The sequence below is a fragment of the Chryseobacterium sp. SIMBA_038 genome, from assembly GCF_046535115.1.
In the GTDB taxonomy this organism is placed as follows: Bacteria; Bacteroidota; Bacteroidia; order Flavobacteriales; family Weeksellaceae; genus Chryseobacterium.
On sequence record NZ_JAWRXH010000002.1, the window covers coordinates 803,820 to 824,421 of the forward strand.

The following is a 20,602-nucleotide window of genomic DNA, read 5'->3' on the forward strand; positions in this document are numbered from 1 at the left end:
CAAAACCATGGCAATGAATATGAACTGGACAAAGTCAGGAGTGAATTAGACAATCATACAACTTAAAAAATATCGGGGACAGAAAATACTCGTCAATGCATAATACTTAAATCGTTAAAATGCATGTTTTTAGATCAAAATATAAATAATTCTCAAAAATTAAATTACATTCGTATCGTACTAACTAAAAAAAACAAACTTTTATGAGGAAATTTTATTCGAGTGTATTGTTGTTTATGACAGTCCTTATTTTTGGGCAGATAAGCTATACAGTTACACCAAATCCGTTCAATGAGACGGATCAGATTACATTAACGGTACCCGGAAGTCAGATCGATGAGTCTGCCTGGGGAGTTGCCAATAATGCTGTTTATATGTGGACGTGGTCTTTAGATACGAATTACAGTAATAGTCAGGATTGCCCTACCAATGGGAGTTGGGGAGATTCTAATGACTTAAATAAATTAAGCTATAATTCAACAGCAGATACGTATTCTTTAACTTTTACTCCGACATCATTTTATAACAGAACAGGAATCGGAAGATTTGGGTTTTTGTTGAAAGATAAAACGGGAAGTCACCAGACGGTAGATAGTTTTGTAAATGTTGGTGTTTTAAATTTAAACTTAACCAATCCTTTAGCGAACAGTTTGACATCGGTTCCGGTGGGAAATTCTGTTAATGTGACGGCTACAACTAATGTTAATTCTACATTTCAGTTGAAAGCCAATGGAACTGTTGTGAATTCTACTTCAACGCCTTCTACTTCATATTCTTACAATTATACCGTAACTGCAGATGCAAATATGGAATTAATTGCAACAGATGCAAACTCAAATACAAAAAATGCAACGTTCATTTTACAAACGCCAAGAAATGTTGTTTCTGAAGCGATTCCGACATGGATAAAGCAGGGAATCAACTATCATCCGACAGATAATACCAGAGTTGGACTTGCGTTGTATGCTCCGTTTAAAAATTTCGTTCATGTAATCGGAAGTTTCAATAACTGGGCTGTGAATGATGCTTATTTAATGAAAAGAGATACCACAAATCCTGATCTTTATTGGATTGAATTAACGGGTATCACGCCTTCTCAATTGTATACTTTCCAATACAGAACCAACGATCTTAGAAAAGTAGCAGATCCTTTTTCTCCACAAATATTGTCTTCTTATGATGATCAGTGGATCTCGGCTACAACGTATCCGAATTTACCTCCGTTTCCTGCAGGACAGGGCTTTGAGGTTTCTATGTTTAAAACTGGGCAGACTCCTTACAACTGGCAGACTACAAGTTTCCAGAGACCCAACAAAGAAGATCTTGTTGTTTACGAATTGTTATTGAGAGACTTTACACAGGAAAAAAACTGGCAGTCATTAATCAATAAAATTACTTATTTAAAGAATTTAAAAATCAATGCGATTGAATTGATGCCAATCATGGAATTTGAAGGCAATCTTTCTTGGGGATACAATACGTCATTCCATTATGCATTAGATAAAGCATACGGAACACCGGAAAAATTCAAGGAATTTGTTGATTTGTGCCATTACAATGGGATCGCTGTGATACTGGATGTAGCTTTCAATCATGCAACAGGGCGTTCTCCGTTGGTAAGACTTTGGAATATTGATCCTGATGGAGACGGTTACGGTGATGTAGCTCCAAATAACCCATATTTTAATACAGTTCCGAAACATTCGTACAATGTTTTCAATGATTTTAACCATACAAGTCCGTCAACTAAATATTACGTTGAAAGAACTTTGCAACAATGGCTAACTGAATATCATATCGACGGTTTCCGTTGGGATCTTACAAAAGGTTTCACCCAAAGCTGTTCTGAAAATGATGAAACCTGTACCAATGCTTATCAGCAGGACAGAGTAGACATCATGAAATATTATGCTGACAAACAGTGGGCAATTGACCCGAATTCTTATATGATTTTTGAACATTTAGGAACAGATGCAGAAGAACAGCAATGGGCAAATTACAGAGTTGCAGAGGGAAAAGGTGTAATGCTTTGGAATAATCAAAATGGCGCGTACAATCAAAATACGATGGGCTACAAAGAAAACAGCAACTTTGACAGAATGAATCACACGCTTCACGGTTTTACCAATATGCACGCAGTTGGGTATGGAGAAAGCCATGATGAAGAAAGATTAATGTTTAAAAATATTTCTTACGGAGCTGTAAACGGAGCTTACGATGTTAAAAGTCTAAACACAGCTTTAAATAGAATGAAAACTTTCGGAGCAACATTCTTCACGATTCCCGGCCCGAAAATGATCTGGCAGTTTGGTGAATTGGGTTATGAATTCAGCATCAACAGATGTGGAGACGGATCTATCAACAATGGTTGCCGAACAGATGAGAAGCCAATTGCTTTTTCTTTAGGATATGACACTAATGCGAACAGAAAGGCAGTTTATGATACTTGGGCTCAGATCATTAATCTTAGAAATTTGTATCCGGTATTTAAATCAAAAACATATTCTGTAGAATCAAACAATCTTACTAATGATCCGAATGGATTAATTACCAGAATTTATGTGTATGATAACACGGCGAGTACTGTTCAGAATGTTGTAGTTATAGCTAATTATGATACTTCTGCAAAAGATGTTGTGCCTTACTTCCCGTACGCTGGACAGTGGAAAAACTTACTGGATAACACAGTATCAGTAGTTTCTTCTACAACGACTCCGATTAATCTTCAGCCGGGAGAATTTAGGATTTTCGGAAACTACACAGGAACTTTATCTACAGTCGATGTAAATGCAGAAAATAAATTATCACTTCAAATTGCAGACAATCCTGTTAAAAACGGTTTAGCGAAATTAGTTTATCATAAAGCCAAAAACGGCGAAATTATAATTTATGACATGAGTGGTAAAAAAATGGATTCCATTAAGCTTAAAAATGAATCCGGAACTTATGAATTAAAAGCAAATTATCCTGCCGGGACTTATCTTGTTCATTTAAAATCTGAAACAGGAATTGCTATCCAAAAGATGATTATTAAATAAGATAAACATAATGTATAATTAAACAAAAGAGAGGTAATGAAAATTGCCTCTCTTTTTCATTCACACTAAAATTCACATTTCACCATTGACCATTCACCTTTAAAAATTCACAATTTTTGCCAATTAAAATTATTAGTCTACCTTTGCTGTAGATTTATCAAGAAAGGTGGAGGGATTTGGCCCTGTGAAACCTTAGCAACCGGCACGTTTTCAATGTGTAAAGGTGCTAACTCCAACCCAATTGGGAGAAGATAAGTGAAGTCAATATTCTCAATATTCATTCCATTTCTTGACAATCTTTGTTGGCGGATTTTTGTCCGTCCGGGTTTATTATTAATTTTGCAAAAAACAAAAGATGAAGAAACTAAGCATATCTGTACTATTGCTTGGAGCGGTTTTCGTATCGGCTCAGGAACTTGAAAAAGAAAAACAAATCGAAGACGTCATTATCGTCGGAAACCGAAATGCTAAAAGAACGAAACTGGAAACACCTGTTCCGGTAGATGTTATCAATATTGAAAAAATACAAAAATCTGCACCTCAAACAACGGTTCAGGATCTATTAAATTATGTAATTCCTTCTTTCAATGCGGTGAGACAATCTGCATCTGATGGAACAGAACATATTGATCCGATGACGTTAAGAGGAATGGGACCCGATCAGGTTTTGGTTTTGGTGAATGGAAAAAGAAGGCACACTACATCATTAGTTAATTATCAAAATACAGTTGGGAACGGCTCTGTTGGGACAGACTTAAGCACAGTTCCTGTGATTGCGATCGACAGAATTGAGGTTTTGAGAGATGGAGCGGCTGCACAATACGGTTCTGATGCCATTGCAGGTGTCATTAATATCATTCTTAAAAAAGATATAGGCGCTTCTGCAAGTTTGAACTACGGATTATCAGGTAGAAATGACGGCGAAACCTATCAGGGAGCAGTCAATTACGGAACTTCTTTAGGAAAGGATAAAAGTTATATCAATTTGTCTTTACAGCTAAGTCAAAGAGGGAAAACGACGAGAACACAGAATCACGATTTGATTATTTATGATCAATCAAATTTAAATGTTGTCAACAATAACGGAGCAATTTCTGTAAACGGAATAGCTCTTCCCAATGTTTCTCCGATCGCATCAGGAAGTTATGGAAATTATTTTGCTTATCCTTTTGCAGATCCTACAGACGGCGGAACAGGAAGTCAGATTTCAAGAGCTTATGATGATGTCTTAATTGCTCAAAATGGTTTAACCCGCGACGATTTCAATTTCCAAATCGGTGACGCGCAGATAAAACAGGCTCAGTTATTTTTCAATGCAGAATATCCTTTTAATGATCATTTTAAACTCTACACTTTTGGAGGATTTAGTTTAAAAGAAGGCGAAGGTTTTGGCTTTAGAAGGCTTCCAAGTGAGACTTCGAATATTGTTTCTTCAATTTATCCAAACGGTTTTCAGGCTAATTTAAAATCTCAGGTCTACGATCTTTCTTACGCTGTCGGAACGAAATACAATGTAAACGACTGGCTTTTTGATCTGAGCAATACTTTCGGAAGCAATACATTCAATTATAATGTTAACAATACCAATAATGCTTCTTTAGGCGCGAAATCTCCGACAAGTTTTTATGCAGGAGCACACAGTTTTCTTCAAAATACCATTAACCTTGATGTTTCTAAAAACTTAAATAATTTCAATGTTGCTTTTGGAGGAGAATTTAGATTTGAGCAATATCAAATCAAGGCTGGAGATGAAGCATCCTACGCAACTTATGACATTTATGGAAATGTAGCGACGTCTACCACACCGGATTCCGATGTAATTGGCGCGGGTGGATCACAATCATTTATGGGCTTTTCGCCTGATAATGCATTAAAAAAATCAAGACATTCTACTGCGGTTTATGCGGATGTTTCTTATGATTTAGATAAAAAATTAAATATCGATGCTGCTGCAAGATTTGAAAATTATTCTGATTTCGGAAATACTTTGAATGGAAAATTAGCAGTGAGATATGAATTTATAAAAAACTATGCAATTCGTGGAGCGGTGGGAACAGGTTTCAGAGCACCTTCTTTGCAACAGCAATATTTTAATAACTCATATGCAGATATTTCAACTTCAGGAATTGGGATTGTAAGAAAAGGAATTTTTACTACTGACAGTAAAGCGGCTGAGGTTCTTGGTTTTGATAAATTAAAACAGGAAACTTCTGTCAATGCAAGTCTTGGATTTACTTTAAAACCTGCCAAAGGACTTTTCATCACATTAGATGGATATTGGATTGGAGTAAAGGACAGAATTGTGATCACCAGCAATATCACTGATGAAAGATTGTCTGATCCTAAATTAGTTGGAGAAAATAATGTAGCAGAAAGTGGAAGATTCTTCGCCAACGCAATTGATACCGAAACAAAAGGGGTTGATTTGGTTGTTTCCTACGACTTGAAATTAGCTGGTGGGAATTTAAACATCAATTTAGCAGGAAATTACACGGAAACAAAGATCACAGACTTTCATTTCCCTCAGAATTTAGGAACGCCTCAAAACGAATTTTTTGGACCAGATCAAATCAATATTATTGAAACTCTTTCTCCGAAAGCGAAAGCGACACTAGGTTTGAATTACGGGATTGGTAAATTCAATTTCTTGGTGAGAAATACGTATTTTGGTAAGGTCATCAGAGACGGTTATCCTTTCGGTGGTGTTCAGGAATTTGCTCCTAAAATTGTTACAGACGTAAGTGTTGGCTATGATATAACTAAAAATGTAAACCTTACGATTGGAGCCAATAATTTATTAGATGTTTTCCCTGATCTGCAGATCTACGAGAATTCTTATTACGGAGTTTTCAAATATGCGCCGGTTCAGATGGGAACGTTGGGAAGTTATTTCTTCGGAAGAGTTAATTTTAATTTTTAATTGAATAAATTTAAGATCTAATTTTAACCACAAAAGCTTCTTGACACTTTAGAGCACTTTAGTTTAAAAAAGCTTACTACTTCGAAAATAAAAAGTTCACATAAGAAGAAAATCAAAGATTTTCAAAAACTAATGTGTTCTTCTTTGTAATAAAATTTTAACTTCAAATAACTTAAGTGCTTAATTCTTTTGTGGTTAAATTTTTAATTAGTTTAAACTGCCCAATTATTTAAATATAAAATCTAGCATCTATATAAAAATGAGCACTACTTCACATCAAATAGGCTGGAAAACAGCAGTCGCCATCGTTGTATCCAATATGATCGGGACGGGGATTTTCACGACCTTAGGTTTTCAGTTGGTGGATGTTACCAATACGTACAGCATTTTTCTGCTTTGGATGATTGGCGGGGTGTTGGCTCTATTTGGAGCATTTTGTTATGCCGAATTAGGCTCTCATTTTAAAGGAAACGGAGGTGATTTTATTTATCTAAAAGAAACCTATCATCCACTTTTGGGCTATTTGGTGAGTTGGATTTCTTTGATTATCGGCTTTTCTTCACCTGTTGCATTAGCGGCATTAGCGATGTCACAATATCTTTCCGCTTTTGATTTCACTTTTGGAACTTGGTTTTCGATTGTAGTGATCTTTTTGGTGGCGTTGTCTTTATCTTTTAGTTTAAAAGCTTCGAGCAGATTTCATAACTTTTTTACGTTTATTAAAGTTGCTTTTATTGTTGTCCTGATTATTTTGGGCGTTGTACTTTCAGAACCTCAAATTGGAAACAGCCTAAGTTTCACCGACAGTTGGAAAGACGAAATGATGCTTCCCGCATTCGCAACCTCGTTGGTTTTTGTAACCTATTCTTACACAGGCTGGAACTCTGCATCTTACATTGCAGGAGAAATTAAAAATGTTCAAAAAAATCTTCCCAAAGCATTGATTGTAGGAACCGTTTTCGTGACGGTTTGTTACATTTTGATCAATTATATCATGTTAAAGCATGCTCCGATCCATCAATTGGCAGGAAAAGAAGATGTGATGAGAGAGGCCGCCAATAATATGCTTGGTCATTCTTTTGGAAAAATAGTGAATGTTTTTATTGCCTTACAATTGGTCGCAACGATCAGTGGATATTTGTGGGTTGGTTCCAGATTGACACAGGCTTTTGCTAAAGAAAATAAGTTATGGAAATCTTTATCGGTTAATAATAAAAAAGGAATTCCGGTTCGTGCCATTTTTGCACACGCGGTTATCGCCACTTTGATTATTCTGACAGGAAGTTTTAAAGAAATTTTTGTCTACACTTCTTTTATTCTTCAACTGTTTGCGACGTTGGCTATTTCTACGGTTTTCTTTCTTAAAAAAAGCCAGCGGAAAATATTTAAATCTAATATTTTTTACGTCTTTCCAACCGTTTTCATGTTGTTCAGTGTCTATATTTTATACTTTACGTTTGTTCATAATCCTAAAGAAAGTCTCATTGGATTAGGAATTATTGCTGTAGGAATTGTTTTGTATTTAATTGATAAAAAGCTTTCTAAGTCAGAAGTGTAGAAGCGACCTAGGAAGTTTTGACGTTAAGAAAATTAGAAATTAATCCGTTAAAAAATTCCCACTGTTTGAGCACGAGATAAATTTAAATCGAGGGACAAGTTTATGATTCGTGCGAGTTTTGGGGATTTTAGGAGTAATTTATAATTTTTAGTCAAAGTTTCCAGTCTTGAATTTTTCGTTCTTTTGTTTCAAGACAAAAGGACTTAAATAAAAATCTAGATCTTATTTTAAAATCAAATCGATATAATATTAATTTACAGACAAAATATTACATATCAAATAGTTACAGTTTATCCAAAGACTATTGAGTATTGAATTAATAATTCTTATCTTTGCATCCACAAAATTTCTACAATGTCTAAGTCGTTAATTCCAAAACTAGAAGCTATAAAACAAAGATATAATGAGGTAGCAGACCTTATTATACAGCCTGATGTAATTTCAGATCAAAAAAAATATTCTTCATTAAATAAAGAATACAGCGATTTAGGAAAAATTGTAAGAGTTTACGATCAGTACAAAGGCGCTTTAGATAATATCGCAGAATCTGAGGAAATCATCGCTGATGGTTCAGACAGAGACTTGGTCGATATGGCTAAAGAAGAAAAAGTTGAAGCTCAGGGCAAACTTCCAGGTCTGGAAGAAGAACTGAAGGTGCTTTTAATTCCTAAAGATCCAACAGACGATAAAAACGTAATCGTAGAACTTCGTGCCGGAACCGGTGGAGATGAAGCTGCTATTTTCGTGGAAGACGTTTACAGAGCATATGCAATGTTCTTCAAGACTAAAGGATGGAAGCACGAAATAACAGATTCTAGCGAAGCTGCAAAAGGTTATAAAGAACTTATTTTAAAGATTGAAGGAGACGGTGTTTATGGAGTCATGAAGTTTGAATCGGGTGTTCACCGTGTACAACGTGTTCCTGAAACAGAATCTCAAGGTAGAGTGCATACTTCTGCAATTACCGTTGCTGTTTTACCGGAAGCTGAAGAAATTGATTTTGAATTAAATCCTGCCGATATCGAAATGCAGACTTCACGTTCAGGTGGAGCTGGTGGACAAAACGTAAACAAGGTTGAAACCAAAGTACAGTTAACACACAAACCTTCAGGAATGGTGGTTGTTTGTCAGCAGGCACGTTCTCAGTTGGCCAACAGAGAATTGGCGATGGAAATGCTTCGTACCAAATTATATGATATCGAAGTACAGAAATCTGTCGGAGATATTGCTGCACAACGTAAATCTATGGTTTCTACAGGTGACCGTTCTGCAAAGATCAAAACCTACAACTATCCTCAGGGAAGAGTTACCGATCACAGAATCAACAAATCGATGTATAATCTTGATGCTTACATGAATGGTGATATATCTGAAATGATCGATGCCGTGATCATGGCAGAAAACGCCGAGAAGATGAAAGGTGAAGAAGAAAATTACTAATACGTAAATAAAATAAATCAAGCTCTTGTGAATCAAGAGCTTTTTTTGGCCATAAAAACTATGAAAACTTCAAAATAACTAATAAACATTATGGGACGAATTAAAGGTATACTGTTTTTAATGCTAATTTTTTGTGTCAAAAACTTAAGCGCTCAATCAACTGTTTTGAAACCCGATAAAGTATTCGGATTATACTTTGATACTTTTGTGAAGCATGACGAAAATGCTTTAAACAACCTCAATACTTATCTTAAAGGCTTTGTAGGAGAAGATGGGATCTATAAAAATAATACAGAAACTGCCTATCAGGAAGAAATAAAAGGGTTAACAAATCTTTTTCTTTCAGGATTTTCCGAAAATATTCGTGAAGAATGCAGTCAGGATGCTAAAAATTATTTTATTGCTTTGTTTGACAGGTACAAAACAGCCACCTTCACCATAAAAAATATGGAAACGATGAGAAATGACTATTCTCAAAGTCAGGATATTTCGGAAGTTTCTTATGATGTAACGATTAAAGTTCCTGCCAAGGTTACCATCATAGATCTTAAAAAGATAAAAAAGATCAGCGCTAAAGAATTAAAAGAATATCTTAAAAATTTAACGAATGAACTTGTGAATGCAGATAAAGAGATTTCACTTTCAGAGAAGTTTAATTTATATCAAATCTATAAAGGGACTGACGTTTTTTACTGGAACGGTGGCCCTCAGGAACTCTTATGGAAACTGAATAATTTCTATTTTAAAAATATCAATTCAGGAAAATAATCATTCAATTATATCATAAAAGCAGTCGGTTTCGGCTGCTTTTTTTGTTGGTGAATTTCCAAAACCTGTCGCAAGTATGTTTGTAACCTCCGACGGACTACAGAAGTTCCAAACAACATTGTGGGAAACAAAATACATTTTACAAAGGTTACAAACAGACTTGTTTTAAACTTCTGTAGATCTTCGGAGGTGTCCTGCAACTTGCGGGAAACCTCCGCATAACGTATTTTGTTTCCCGTAAATTGATTGAAACGAAACAACTTTTTTATTTAAACCAGATTGTGTATTTTTGAGAAAATCGTTCGAAATGAATTTTAAACCTATCTTATTAACGGCTGGAGTTTTGTTTTCAGCAACATTTTATTCTCAAAAAATGAATTATCCTAAAGCATTAAAAGGTAATCAGACAGATACTTATTTCGGAACTGCGGTGGCAGATCCTTTCAGAGATTTAGAAAATGATTCTGAAGCGACCAAAAAATGGGTTGATGAAGAGGTGAATTTTACTCAAAACTATCTTTCAAAAATCCCTTTCAGAGATCAGATCAAAAATCAACTAAAAGAGGTTTGGAATTACGAAAAAATTTCTGCGCCATTCAAAGAAGGTGATTATACATATTATTCTAAAAATGACGGTCTACAAGCGCAGTCAGTTTATTACAGAACAAATAATAAAACCAAGGCAACTGAAATTTTCTTAGATCCGAATAAATTTTCAGAGAAAGGAACAACTTCTTTAGCTCAGTTATCATTCAATAAAAAAGGAACTTTAGCAGGATATTCTATTTCTGAAGGCGGAAGCGACTGGAACAAAATCATCATCATTGATGCCATTACAAAAAAGCAGATCGATGAAACTTTAGTTGATGTAAAATTTAGCGGAATTTCTTGGTTGGGTGATGACGGGTTCTATTATTCAAGCTATGACAAGCCGAAAGAGGGAACTGTACTTTCCGGAATGACAGATAAGCATAAAGTATTTTACCATAAATTAGGAACAAAACAGTCGGAAGATCAATTGATTTTTGGAGGTGAAAAAACGCCTAGAAGATATTTGGGAGCGTATGTAACGGAAGACCAAAGATATCTGGTTATTTCAGCAGCAAATGCAACCAACGGAAACGAATTATACATAAAAGATCTAAAAAAAGGTGGTGATTTTGTTCAGATTAATAAAGGATTTGACATCAATGCCAATATCATTGATACAGACGGAGATGATATCTTTATTTCTACGGATAAAGATGCTCCCAACATGCGTTTGGTAAAAACAACGATCAAAAATCCGGCTCCTGAAACTTGGAAAAATGTAATTCCTGAAACAGAAAATGTTCTTGGAGTTAATTCTGCAGGCGGATATTTCTTTGCAACTTATATGATTGATGCTATTGATCAGGTGAAGCAATATGACAAAACAGGAAAACTGATCAGAGAAATCGCTCTTCCAGGAAAAGGAACTGTCGGTGGTTTTGGCGGAAAGAAAACAGAGAAAGAATTGTATTTCTCATTCGGAAATTATATTACGCCGGGAACCATTTATAAATTCAATGCAGATTCAGGAAAATCGGAAGTATACCAGAAGCCAAAAGTGAAATTTAATCCTGAAGATTATGTTTCTGAGCAAGTTTTTTATACCTCAAAAGACGGAACAAAAGTTCCTATGATGATCAACTATAAAAAAGGAACAAAATTAAACGGTAAAAATCCTACCATCCTTTATGCTTATGGAGGTTTCAATGTAAGTTTACAGCCAGGTTTCTCTGTTTCTAATGCGATCTGGATGGAAAATGGAGGAGTTTACGCTGTTCCAAACATCCGTGGAGGTGGAGAATACGGAAAAAAATGGCATGATGCAGGAACAAAACTTCAAAAGAAAAATGTTTTTGATGATTTCATTGCTGCAGGAGAATATCTGCAAAGCAAAGGCTATACATCTAAAGAATATATGGCTATTTCCGGAGGTTCAAACGGAGGTTTATTAGTTGGAGCAACGATGACCATTCGTCCAGATTTAGCAAGAGTAGCATTTCCTGCAGTTGGAGTTTTGGATATGTTGAGATATAATAAATTCACGGCTGGTGCAGGTTGGTCTTATGACTACGGAACGGCAGAAGACAGTAAAGAAATGTTTGAATACTTAAAATCATATTCACCTTTACATAATGTGAAAAAAGTTTGCTACCCATCAACAATGGTAACAACAAGTGATCATGATGACAGAGTAGTTCCTGCCCATTCATTCAAATTCGGAGCAGAATTACAGGAAAAACAAAGCTGTGATAACCCTGTTTTATTAAGAATTGAAAAGAATGCAGGCCACGGCGCAGGAAGATCTACAGAACAGATCATTGGTGAAAGTGCAGATAAATTGTCTTTCGCTTTGTATGAGATGGGAATTAAAACTTTAAAGTAATAAGTTAACCTATTATATTTGATAAAATCCGGATACGCATCCGGATTTTTCTTTTGTTAAGTATCAGATAAACTTAAGGTTAATGTAAGTTTCATGTTTCATGCAAAAAAATTAACTTTACGGAGATAAAATTAGTGGAATGCGAAAGATAATTTCTGTAAAAAAACCGGACTTCAGTGTATTACCTCAGGAAAGAGAAGTATATAGTTTCGAAAAAGATGGATTAGAATTAAAATCATCTTATACAAAAGACGATGTTAAAAATGAAGCTTTAACAGAGACTTCTCCGGGAATTGCACCTTATCTGAGAGGTCCTTATTCTACGATGTATGTTCAAAAACCTTGGACGGTTCGTCAGTATGCAGGTTTTTCTACAGCAGAAGAGTCTAATGCATTTTACAGAAGAAACTTAGCGGCAGGTCAAAAAGGACTTTCCGTAGCTTTTGATTTAGCGACGCACAGAGGGTATGATTCAGATCATGCAAGAGTTGTTGGTGACGTCGGAAAAGCGGGTGTTGCGATTGATTCTGTTGAGGATATGAAGATTTTATTTAATGAAATTCCATTAGATCAGATTTCGGTTTCCATGACGATGAATGGAGCAGTATTGCCGATTTTATCTTTTTATATTGTAGCAGCAGAAGAACAGGGTGTAAAGCAGGAACTTCTTTCAGGAACTATTCAGAATGATATTTTGAAGGAATTCATGGTGAGAAATACATATATTTATCCGCCAGCACCTTCCATGAAAATTATCGCTGATATTTTTGAATATACGGCGCAAAACATTCCTAAGTTCAACTCAATTTCTATTTCAGGCTATCACATGCAGGAAGCTGGAGCTACTCCGGTTTTGGAAATGGCTTACACATTAGCAGACGGCTTAGAATATGTTAGAACAGGAATAAAAGCAGGAATGAATGTTGATGAGTTCGCACCAAGATTATCATTCTTCTGGGCAATCGGAATGAATCACTTCATGGAAATTGCTAAAATGCGTGCGGCGAGATATATTTGGGCTGAATTATTGAAGCAATTCAATCCTCAAAATCCAAAATCGTTAGCATTAAGAACCCATTCCCAAACTTCTGGTTGGTCTTTAACAGAGCAAGAACCTTTTAATAATATCACAAGAACGGCGATTGAAGCATTGTCTTCAGCGTTAGGAGGAACTCAGTCTTTACATACGAATGCTTTGGATGAAGCAATTGCTCTTCCAACAGATTATTCAGCTAAAATTGCCAGAAATACACAAATTATCCTTCAACAGGAAAGCGGAATTTGCGATGTCGTAGATCCGATGGGAGGAAGTAATTTAGTGGAAAGCTTAACCCAGCAAATGATCGAGGAAGCGATGAAATACATCGATGAGGTTGAGAAAGAAGGCGGAATGACAAAAGCCATCGAAGCGGGAATTCCAAAAATGAGAATTGAAGAAGCCGCAGCCAAAAAACAGGCTAAAATTGATAGTGGGGAAGAATTTATCATTGGTGTAAATTCGTTCAGATCATCATTAAAACAAACTCAAATTGAGATTTTAGATATCGATAATACGGAAGTTCGTAGAAAACAAATCGAAAGATTAGAATCAATAAAAAAAGATAGAAATAACGAAGCCGTTGAACAGATTTTAAATGAAATCAGAGAATCTGCAAAAACCGGAAAAGGAAATCTTCTGGCATTATGTATCGAGGCAGCTCGCAGAAGAGTAACGCTTGGCGAAATGAGCGATGCCATGGAAGAAAGTTTCGGAAGATATAAAGCAAATATTAGAACAATTTCTGGAGTATATGCCATGAATGCAGGAAAAAATGAATATTTCGGACAAGCCCTTGCACTCACTCAAAAATTTGAAGAAGAAGAAGGACGCCGTCCAAGATTGATGGTTGCTAAAATGGGCCAGGATGGTCACGACAGAGGTGCAAAAGTGGTAGCAACAGCATTTGCCGACATGGGATTTGACGTCGATGTTGCACCGTTATTCCAAACACCGGAAGAGGTGGCTAAACAGGCGGTGGAAAATGATATTCATATTTTAGGAGTATCTTCTCTGGCGGCCGGTCACAAAACGTTGGTTCCACAAGTTGTTGAAGAGTTGAAGAAACTTGGAGCCGATGATATCACGATCGTTGTTGGCGGAGTAATTCCGCAACAGGATTATGAATTTTTGTATGCCAACGGAGCAGATTTTATCTTTGGTCCTGGAACAAACCTTCCGAAGTGTGCTGTTGATATTTTAGAGAGATTTTTGAATTAAATTAACTTTTATAAAGTATAAGTTGCATAACATTTGTATTGTAGACCATAACTAAAACAAAATATTATGGCTTATACAGTAATTTCAGTATTTCCTTCAACTGTAAATACAGAGGAAATTAAAAAAGATTTAAGAGATCAGGGTTTTGATGATGCCAACGTCATTGTTTCAACATCCAAATTAGAAAATGAATCATCACACCAAAATTATCAGGAAGATGTAAAAACAAGAAGCTTTTGGGACTATGTTTTTGCTCAGGATGTAGAGTTATTGGATGCTTACAGCAAACATAGCGTAGGAAAAAATAATGTTGTTGTCTATGCTGATAATCTCGAAGAGGCTCACAAAGCGAAGGCAATTCTCAATGCAAAAGGCGCGGTTGAAGTTCATGAAAATGAACCTGAATCTCAAGCACCTGAGGGAATGTCTCAAGAAAAATACAACGGAATCATTGCAAAGGCAAAGCATGATGTTTATTTCCTTGATACTGAAAGAATTTACCGACCAAGCAGCAGAGGAATGGATGACACGATGGATGATCTTGGCTCAAAAGATTAAATGACCACGATATAAAATGAATCTTAAAAACATATTAAAACCTACGAAAAGAAAAATCATTCTTTTTGTGGGTTTATTTTTTATAGGTATTTTTCTTTTTAATTCTTTTAAAAGGAGTCAAGTAGAGGAAAAATTACCTGTTCCGGCTGATATAAATTTGGTTAAAGAACATTTAACCGCACTTACGAAAACTCCACAATTCAGAAACTATAAAAATCTGGATCAGCTCAATACAATTGCAGAATATATTCATCAAAACTTCAATAAATACAGCGATAATACAAGTTTTCAAGAATATAAAGTCGGCGAAGAAACCTATAAAAATGTGATCTGTTCTTTCGGTACAGAAAACAAAAAAAGAATCATTATTGGGGCTCATTATGACGTCTGCGGAGATCAGCAGGGAGCGGATGATAATGCAACAGGAGTTACGGCATTGCTGGAATTGGCAAGAATGCTTAAAGGTCAAAAACTCAATTACAGAATAGATTTGGTCGCTTATACTTTAGAAGAACCTCCGTATTTCAGAACTGAAAATATGGGAAGTTACATCCATGCAAAATATCTGAAAGACAATAATATCGATGTGTACGGAATGGCAAGTGTAGAAATGATAGGATATTTTAAAGATGAAAAAAATTCTCAGGATTATCCTTTGGGAATCCTTTCTTGGGTGTATGGAAATAAAGGAAATTATATTACGTTGGTTAGAAAAATTGAAGCAGGAAATTTTGCGAAAAATTTTATTGAAGAATTTAAAGATTCCAATCAAGTCAAAACGAAAACCTTTTCCGCTCCAAAATTTGTGACCGGAATTGATTATTCTGATCATTTAAACTATTGGAAGTTTGGCTATTCCGCGATGATGATCACCGATACTTCTTTTTTCAGAAATAAAAATTATCATCAAACAACAGACACATTGGAAACATTGGATTTAAAGAGAATGACAAAAGTAATTGACGGAATTTTCCTCAGCTTAATTCATTTAGAGTAAAGAAAAATGGCTACCAAAAAATTGATAGCCATTTGTTTATTTTATATTTTCCATGAACGGAGCAACCATCGATAAATCAATTCTTTCACAAAGAAATAAACCAAGATCGGGATAATAATAATTGCCGTCCAGAGCCAAGGATTAATATAGATTGATAACAATCCGTTCGAAACACTGGATTTTGCCAGAAAATACTGTCCGGCAGCTATTAAAATTAAACTTAAAGATAAGACAATCATTAAGTTAATACTAAAACGTTTGCTGATATCACTCACCATTTTTTTCGGAGAATATCCCAAGCTATTTTTAATAGAAACTTCTTCCTGCTTTTCTAAAAACTGAATTTTAATAAAGCTTACAATAATATAAAGGCACAACGCAAAAATGAAAATACCTAATACCGCAATCGCCTTTAAAACAAGGAAAAGTTTAGATTTTATCTTGGCAGATCGCAGACTTTCCTGATTAGATTCATAATTGTTTTCCTTCATTTTTGAGATCAAACCTTCATCTCCGGAATCTTTCACCTGAACCAAAACTCTGTTGTAGATTTTAGGTTGATTCGCCAGTTGAGGTTTTTCCGCCAAATTCAAAGAATCAAGAAATTTTTTCGGAATTAAAACGGAATGGATTCGGTCTGAAAGTCCAACCATTCGTCCTTTATACGTCTTGTTTTGTTTATTGACCACAATATTAATGTTGATCTCAATTTTCTTGGCAAAATCTTCTGAAATTTGTGGAAGACCTTGATTTAGAGCAAATCCGTAATTATAAAGATTAAGATATTCCCTTGAAATAATGATCGGAATTACATCTCCTTTCACCTGAAATTCTTCGTCTGTCAGCGGAACATCAATTGCTTTTAAATCTAAACCTTCAAAATAAAGATCGGTATAAAAAGGAATAAAATCGCCGCCATTCGCAGACGCCTTAAATTCATTCGCAGAAAACGGATAAACGGTCTTTATTTCAGACCATTTTTTCAGTTTTGCAACATCATTTTCATTAAAACCGAGAAGTTCTTTTCTTCCGATATTATCTGGCGTCAGTTTTTTACTGAAAGTCAGCCAATAATTGCTGTCACTGCTTTTACTTCCGAAAAGTCTGTTGGCATTTTCGTACAGTTGCAGACACGAAATCACAAGAATGAATGCAATAAACAATCCTGCGTACAATATGATTGAGTTAAAAATTTTCTTCATAAGCTTATAAATGAAGAATTTGATAATCATGCTCAAAAGGGAATTCATTCAGTTCAAAAAATAAAACTGAACTTCCACTTTTTTGAGACACTTCATTAATTAATGAAAAAGCAATCTTTTTGTTCTCCATATCCAGGTGACTGAAACATTCGTCGTAGATCAGAAAATCGGTAGGATTCACCAAACTTCTCACGATCGCGCTTCTTTGTCTTTCTCCATAAGAGCAGTTTTCTGCTTTCTTGTTTAATAAACTTTCCACGCCTAACCTTGATGCGTATTCTTCCATAATCGGAATGAATTTTTTTCGATCCTGATTAAAAACACGCAGCAAAATATTCTCAGAAATCGTAAGATTTTTAATCAATCTCACGTCCTGAAATAATAAACTTACACCGTCTTTTCTATTCTCTACAATTTTCTCAAGATGAAGGTTTTTTACAATCTGCTGATCGTATTTTATATTACCTTCATACTGAAAATGGGTTCCGAGAATAGCCGTCGCCAAAGTAGATTTTCCACTCCCAGAGGGCGCAACAATCAGGAATTTCTTCCCTTTCTGGAAAGTGATGTTCTTTTTCCAGATCTGTGACTGTTCCAAATCTTTGGGAGTGAAATATTTAGGAGAAATATTTTCTAAAACAATATTATCCATTCATTATCAAATAATACAATGCGTTTTCGTCTTTTTTGTCTAAAGTAAATACCGTTTTAGAAACCATGTTTCCGGCGTCTTCTTTAGTTTCGTTCACCATATCAATGATCTTCACCGCGGGTTTTTCTTTCGTATTGTACTCTTTTCCATCAGACCAAGAATAAGCTGTAACACCTGATTTTTTGTCAAGTTTAGCATTCTTCCCAGCTTTTTTATTTTGGAACTGATAAATTGCGTTGTTGTCTTCAGAGAAAATCACCTGATTATCGGTGATCATATACTTTTTACTCTGACCTAGAGGACCTGCAAGTAGAGCTGTAAGATCTGCCTTTTTCTTAGGATTAAAGCCTAATACAACCGCATTGTTTGATCTGTAATAATCCATAGAATCCGAAGGAAGAGATTTGAAATCTACAAATGCATAATCTCCCGTGAAAGTAGAAGTAATGTCTTCCAAAGTTTTGTCAGTTGAAGATAAATAATGATTGATTGTAGCTTCAAAACCGGCTTCTTTAATCAGATATTTCATAAAATCTAAACTGAAAAATCCGATTGAGAAAGATTTAGCATTATCAAGCTCTACATTTTTTACTAAATCGTAATTGATGTTGTTTTTACTGTAATATTTTTCAACAATCTTCTTCATATCTGCGTTGAAGAAAGTTTTGGTATCCATTTCAGATTTCCCTTTGTCAAAATTAAAATCGAAACCAATTCCAGAATCTTTTATTAATTTATTCACAGCAAGTGTTTCGATATAACCTTTTGATGCATAGCTCGCAATAGCGGCAAGATTTATCCATCCGCTAACGTCTTTATCACCAACCAAAGATTGATCTACCTGATCTTTTATCGCAGAATTTGAAGTTCCTTTACGGCTCCAGAAATCTGTGAAATATTTCTCATTAAGTTTAGAAGAAGTGTCAATACCTGGCGTATTCATAGAGTCATAACCGCCTGCATAAGGACTATAGCTCTTATCAGTTGTTACGATGGCCATATCACCTTTTATGCTTCCGCTCAATTTACCGTCTACATAGATGTAATCTTTTTTGTCTACGGTTACTTTGCTTTTAGTAAGATCAGACATGCTTTTTTGGAATTTCGCCTTGTCATCAACCCAGAAAAAAGCTTTTACATCAGGATCGTAAGTGGATTTCCCCTGATCAACGATAAAATAAAGAGGTTTGTCAACATTAATCCCTGATTCTTTAGGTTTGCTGACTAATTGCAAGAAGAATTTCTCTTCTTCTTTTAGGTCTTTCTTTTCCTTTAGTATCTTTTCAACAGGAATTTTATCAGAAATTGTTTTAAGATTTACTCTTGATAATCCTAATGTTGCATCTGTGGTATAATTCAGAATGTCACTGTTTTTGTTAGAATTACAGGAGAATAGGATCGCGACCGCGAAGACGTAAAATAACGTTCTCAATAAAGTGTTTTTCATAGTTTTATTATAAGAAAACAAATATACTCTTTTGTGGGTAATGAGAATGAAATTTCATTTCAAAGAGACTTATTTACAGCTAAATATCAAAAAAATAAAAATAAAATCTTGATTTTCAAGAATTTTTATATATTTGCACCAGAAAATAAAGTTTAACCAATAAAAAAAACAACGAAGCAATGTTCAAATTAGATCATAATTCTCCTTTCGGTTTGCCACTTATGGTGGTGAGGCTTCGTGGTTTGGTACACTCTTAGAATAACAGTACAATGATATATCAAAACCCGAAGTCGTAAGATTTCGGGTTTTTTATTGCGCAATAATTCAAACTTCAAGTTTCCCTGAAATCATTTTTAATACAATTTAGGAGCTATTTCCCGCTTTCCGCTATATCTTTTTTGCCTTTGCTTTTTTCAAGCCATCGCAAAAAAAGGATGTCGCTGCAATCGGGGCTAATGATAACGCTCTGCCAATAAACCTCATAGGTTTCAAAAACCTATGAGGTTTGAAGAACTCATCAACTAAAATATTAGTTGACAAAGATTTAATGTGGTGTATAGAAATCAAACTTCCATACCTCACCTCTAATATCTATAATTAATGGAAAATGATAACCTTCTGTTTTCAAGATTAAGAAGTCTGAGAAGCAGAAAAAGAATAATAAAAAAAGATGTAGAAAAGCAGATCAGAAAAAAGTATAAACGTAGTAATGAGCTTTGGAAATTAAGAAGAAAAATTCCGTTAGTTTCATTGGAAAAACCTTATCAGAAGGGATTTGTAAGATTCTTTGTTGTAAGAGATGATGTGAAAAGAACTAAAGACGGAGAATTTTTTGAAGGAATTCTTACGAAGATCAACACCTACATGTATTCTGAAACCCGAAAATTTTTAAAAAAGAAAAGAAAATTCGGAAGAAAAATATATGTACCAAGAGATCAGAAGCTAGGTCGTCTTTTACCCTACCAATGGAATGATCCAAAATTGGGATTAACAACCAGAGAAAAACAATACTTTCTGAAAAGAGAAGAATACAATCCGTTCAGAAAAAGATACAACGTTTATTACGAATTCATTGAGCCATGGAGATTTACCTTACAAGTAAAACCGTATATGATCACTCATTACAAACCTTTAAACTCTGATTTAGAAAAAGAAATAGATGAACTAGATTCTTATTTAAATCAAGATAAAATTAAAGGAATTATTTGTAAAAAAATAAATGGGGGATTAGGCAAATTAAGATATGAAGATGAAAAAATTGATCTTATCGAGAGTAGAAAATACTTTCACTACAAAAAAATGTCCGCAACAGAGTTTGCAGATTATTTTATGGACGAATGAGTCCAACAAAT

At 34.9% G+C, this 20,602-nt stretch carries 13 protein-coding genes and 1 riboswitch; of the genes, 10 read left to right on the forward strand and 3 right to left on the reverse strand.

The window, feature by feature from the left end; all coding sequences use genetic code 11:
- Nucleotides 1-203 precede the first annotated feature (203 nt).
- The 9 genes from SB689_RS09950 (at nt 204) to SB689_RS09990 (ending at nt 15,949) form a co-directional block, all read left to right on the forward strand.
- Entirely contained in the window at nt 204-3,038 is a 2,835-nt protein-coding gene (locus SB689_RS09950; protein ID WP_410691967.1) for an alpha-amylase family glycosyl hydrolase, read from the forward strand.
- 151 nt (nt 3,039-3,189) lie between these two features.
- A riboswitch (SAM riboswitch) is annotated at nt 3,190-3,296 on the forward strand.
- Between the two features lie 97 nt (nt 3,297-3,393).
- A complete protein-coding gene (locus tag SB689_RS09955) occupies nt 3,394-5,958 on the forward strand; it encodes a TonB-dependent receptor plug domain-containing protein (RefSeq protein ID WP_410691968.1) in 2,565 nt (854 codons plus the stop codon).
- Nucleotides 5,959-6,217: 259 nt separating this feature from the next.
- A complete protein-coding gene (locus SB689_RS09960) occupies nt 6,218-7,516 on the forward strand; it encodes an APC family permease (protein WP_410691970.1) in 1,299 nt (432 codons plus the stop codon).
- A gap of 354 nt (nt 7,517-7,870) precedes the next feature.
- Entirely contained in the window at nt 7,871-8,956 is a 1,086-nt protein-coding gene (gene prfA / locus SB689_RS09965; protein ID WP_066754320.1) for a peptide chain release factor 1, read from the forward strand.
- 165 nt (nt 8,957-9,121) lie between these two features.
- The gene (locus SB689_RS09970; RefSeq protein WP_410691972.1) at nt 9,122-9,724 is read left to right on the forward strand and encodes a hypothetical protein; all 603 of its coding nucleotides are present in this window, start codon (nt 9,122-9,124) and stop codon (nt 9,722-9,724) included.
- A gap of 307 nt (nt 9,725-10,031) precedes the next feature.
- Nucleotides 10,032-12,137: a prolyl oligopeptidase family serine peptidase gene (locus tag SB689_RS09975; protein ID WP_410691973.1), complete on the forward strand. Its 2,106-nt coding sequence runs from the start codon at nt 10,032-10,034 to the stop codon at nt 12,135-12,137.
- 139 nt (nt 12,138-12,276) lie between these two features.
- Nucleotides 12,277-14,394: a methylmalonyl-CoA mutase gene (gene scpA / locus SB689_RS09980; RefSeq protein ID WP_410691974.1), complete on the forward strand. Its 2,118-nt coding sequence runs from the start codon at nt 12,277-12,279 to the stop codon at nt 14,392-14,394.
- 66 nt (nt 14,395-14,460) lie between these two features.
- Nucleotides 14,461-14,952: a hypothetical protein gene (locus tag SB689_RS09985; protein ID WP_410691975.1), complete on the forward strand. Its 492-nt coding sequence runs from the start codon at nt 14,461-14,463 to the stop codon at nt 14,950-14,952.
- A gap of 16 nt (nt 14,953-14,968) precedes the next feature.
- Nucleotides 14,969-15,949 (forward strand): M28 family peptidase, encoded by a 981-nt coding sequence (locus tag SB689_RS09990; protein WP_410691976.1) that lies wholly within the window; start codon nt 14,969-14,971, stop codon nt 15,947-15,949.
- Nucleotides 15,950-15,990: 41 nt separating this feature from the next.
- On the opposite strand, the gene SB689_RS09995 is transcribed toward SB689_RS09990, so the two are convergent.
- Genes SB689_RS09995 through SB689_RS10005 form a run of 3 tightly spaced genes read right to left on the reverse strand, consistent with a single transcriptional unit; the run spans nt 15,991 to nt 19,250 of the window.
- Entirely contained in the window at nt 15,991-17,151 is a 1,161-nt protein-coding gene (locus tag SB689_RS09995; RefSeq protein ID WP_410691977.1) for an FtsX-like permease family protein, read from the reverse strand.
- Nucleotides 17,152-17,155: 4 nt separating this feature from the next.
- Nucleotides 17,156-17,803, reverse strand: a complete 648-nt coding sequence (locus tag SB689_RS10000; RefSeq protein ID WP_410691978.1) for an ATP-binding cassette domain-containing protein — start codon at nt 17,801-17,803, stop codon at nt 17,156-17,158.
- Complete coding sequence (locus tag SB689_RS10005) at nt 17,796-19,250, reverse strand: hypothetical protein (protein ID WP_410691979.1); 1,455 nt, start codon at nt 19,248-19,250, stop codon at nt 17,796-17,798. Before SB689_RS10005 ends, SB689_RS10000 begins: the two co-directional genes overlap by 8 nt.
- 600 nt (nt 19,251-19,850) lie before the next feature.
- On the opposite strand from SB689_RS10005, the gene SB689_RS10010 reads away from it, so the two are divergent.
- A complete protein-coding gene (locus tag SB689_RS10010; protein ID WP_410691980.1) occupies nt 19,851-20,591 on the forward strand; it encodes a hypothetical protein in 741 nt (246 codons plus the stop codon).
- The last annotated feature ends 11 nt before the right edge of the window (nt 20,592-20,602 follow it).

Coding starts and splice junctions, on each gene's coding strand:
- SB689_RS09950 (WP_410691967.1), top strand. CDS start 204: ATGAGGAAATTTTATTCGAGTGTATTGTTGTTTATGACAGTCCTTATT.
- SB689_RS09955 (WP_410691968.1), top strand. CDS start 3,394: ATGAAGAAACTAAGCATATCTGTACTATTGCTTGGAGCGGTTTTCGTA.
- SB689_RS09960 (WP_410691970.1), top strand. CDS start 6,218: ATGAGCACTACTTCACATCAAATAGGCTGGAAAACAGCAGTCGCCATC.
- prfA (WP_066754320.1), top strand. CDS start 7,871: ATGTCTAAGTCGTTAATTCCAAAACTAGAAGCTATAAAACAAAGATAT.
- SB689_RS09975 (WP_410691973.1), top strand. CDS start 10,032: ATGAATTTTAAACCTATCTTATTAACGGCTGGAGTTTTGTTTTCAGCA.
- scpA (WP_410691974.1), top strand. CDS start 12,277: ATGCGAAAGATAATTTCTGTAAAAAAACCGGACTTCAGTGTATTACCT.
- SB689_RS09985 (WP_410691975.1), top strand. CDS start 14,461: ATGGCTTATACAGTAATTTCAGTATTTCCTTCAACTGTAAATACAGAG.
- SB689_RS09990 (WP_410691976.1), top strand. CDS start 14,969: ATGAATCTTAAAAACATATTAAAACCTACGAAAAGAAAAATCATTCTT.
- SB689_RS09995 (WP_410691977.1), bottom strand. CDS start 17,151: ATGAAGAAAATTTTTAACTCAATCATATTGTACGCAGGATTGTTTATT.
- SB689_RS10000 (WP_410691978.1), bottom strand. CDS start 17,803: ATGGATAATATTGTTTTAGAAAATATTTCTCCTAAATATTTCACTCCC.
- SB689_RS10005 (WP_410691979.1), bottom strand. CDS start 19,250: ATGAAAAACACTTTATTGAGAACGTTATTTTACGTCTTCGCGGTCGCG.
- SB689_RS10010 (WP_410691980.1), top strand. CDS start 19,851: ATGGAAAATGATAACCTTCTGTTTTCAAGATTAAGAAGTCTGAGAAGC.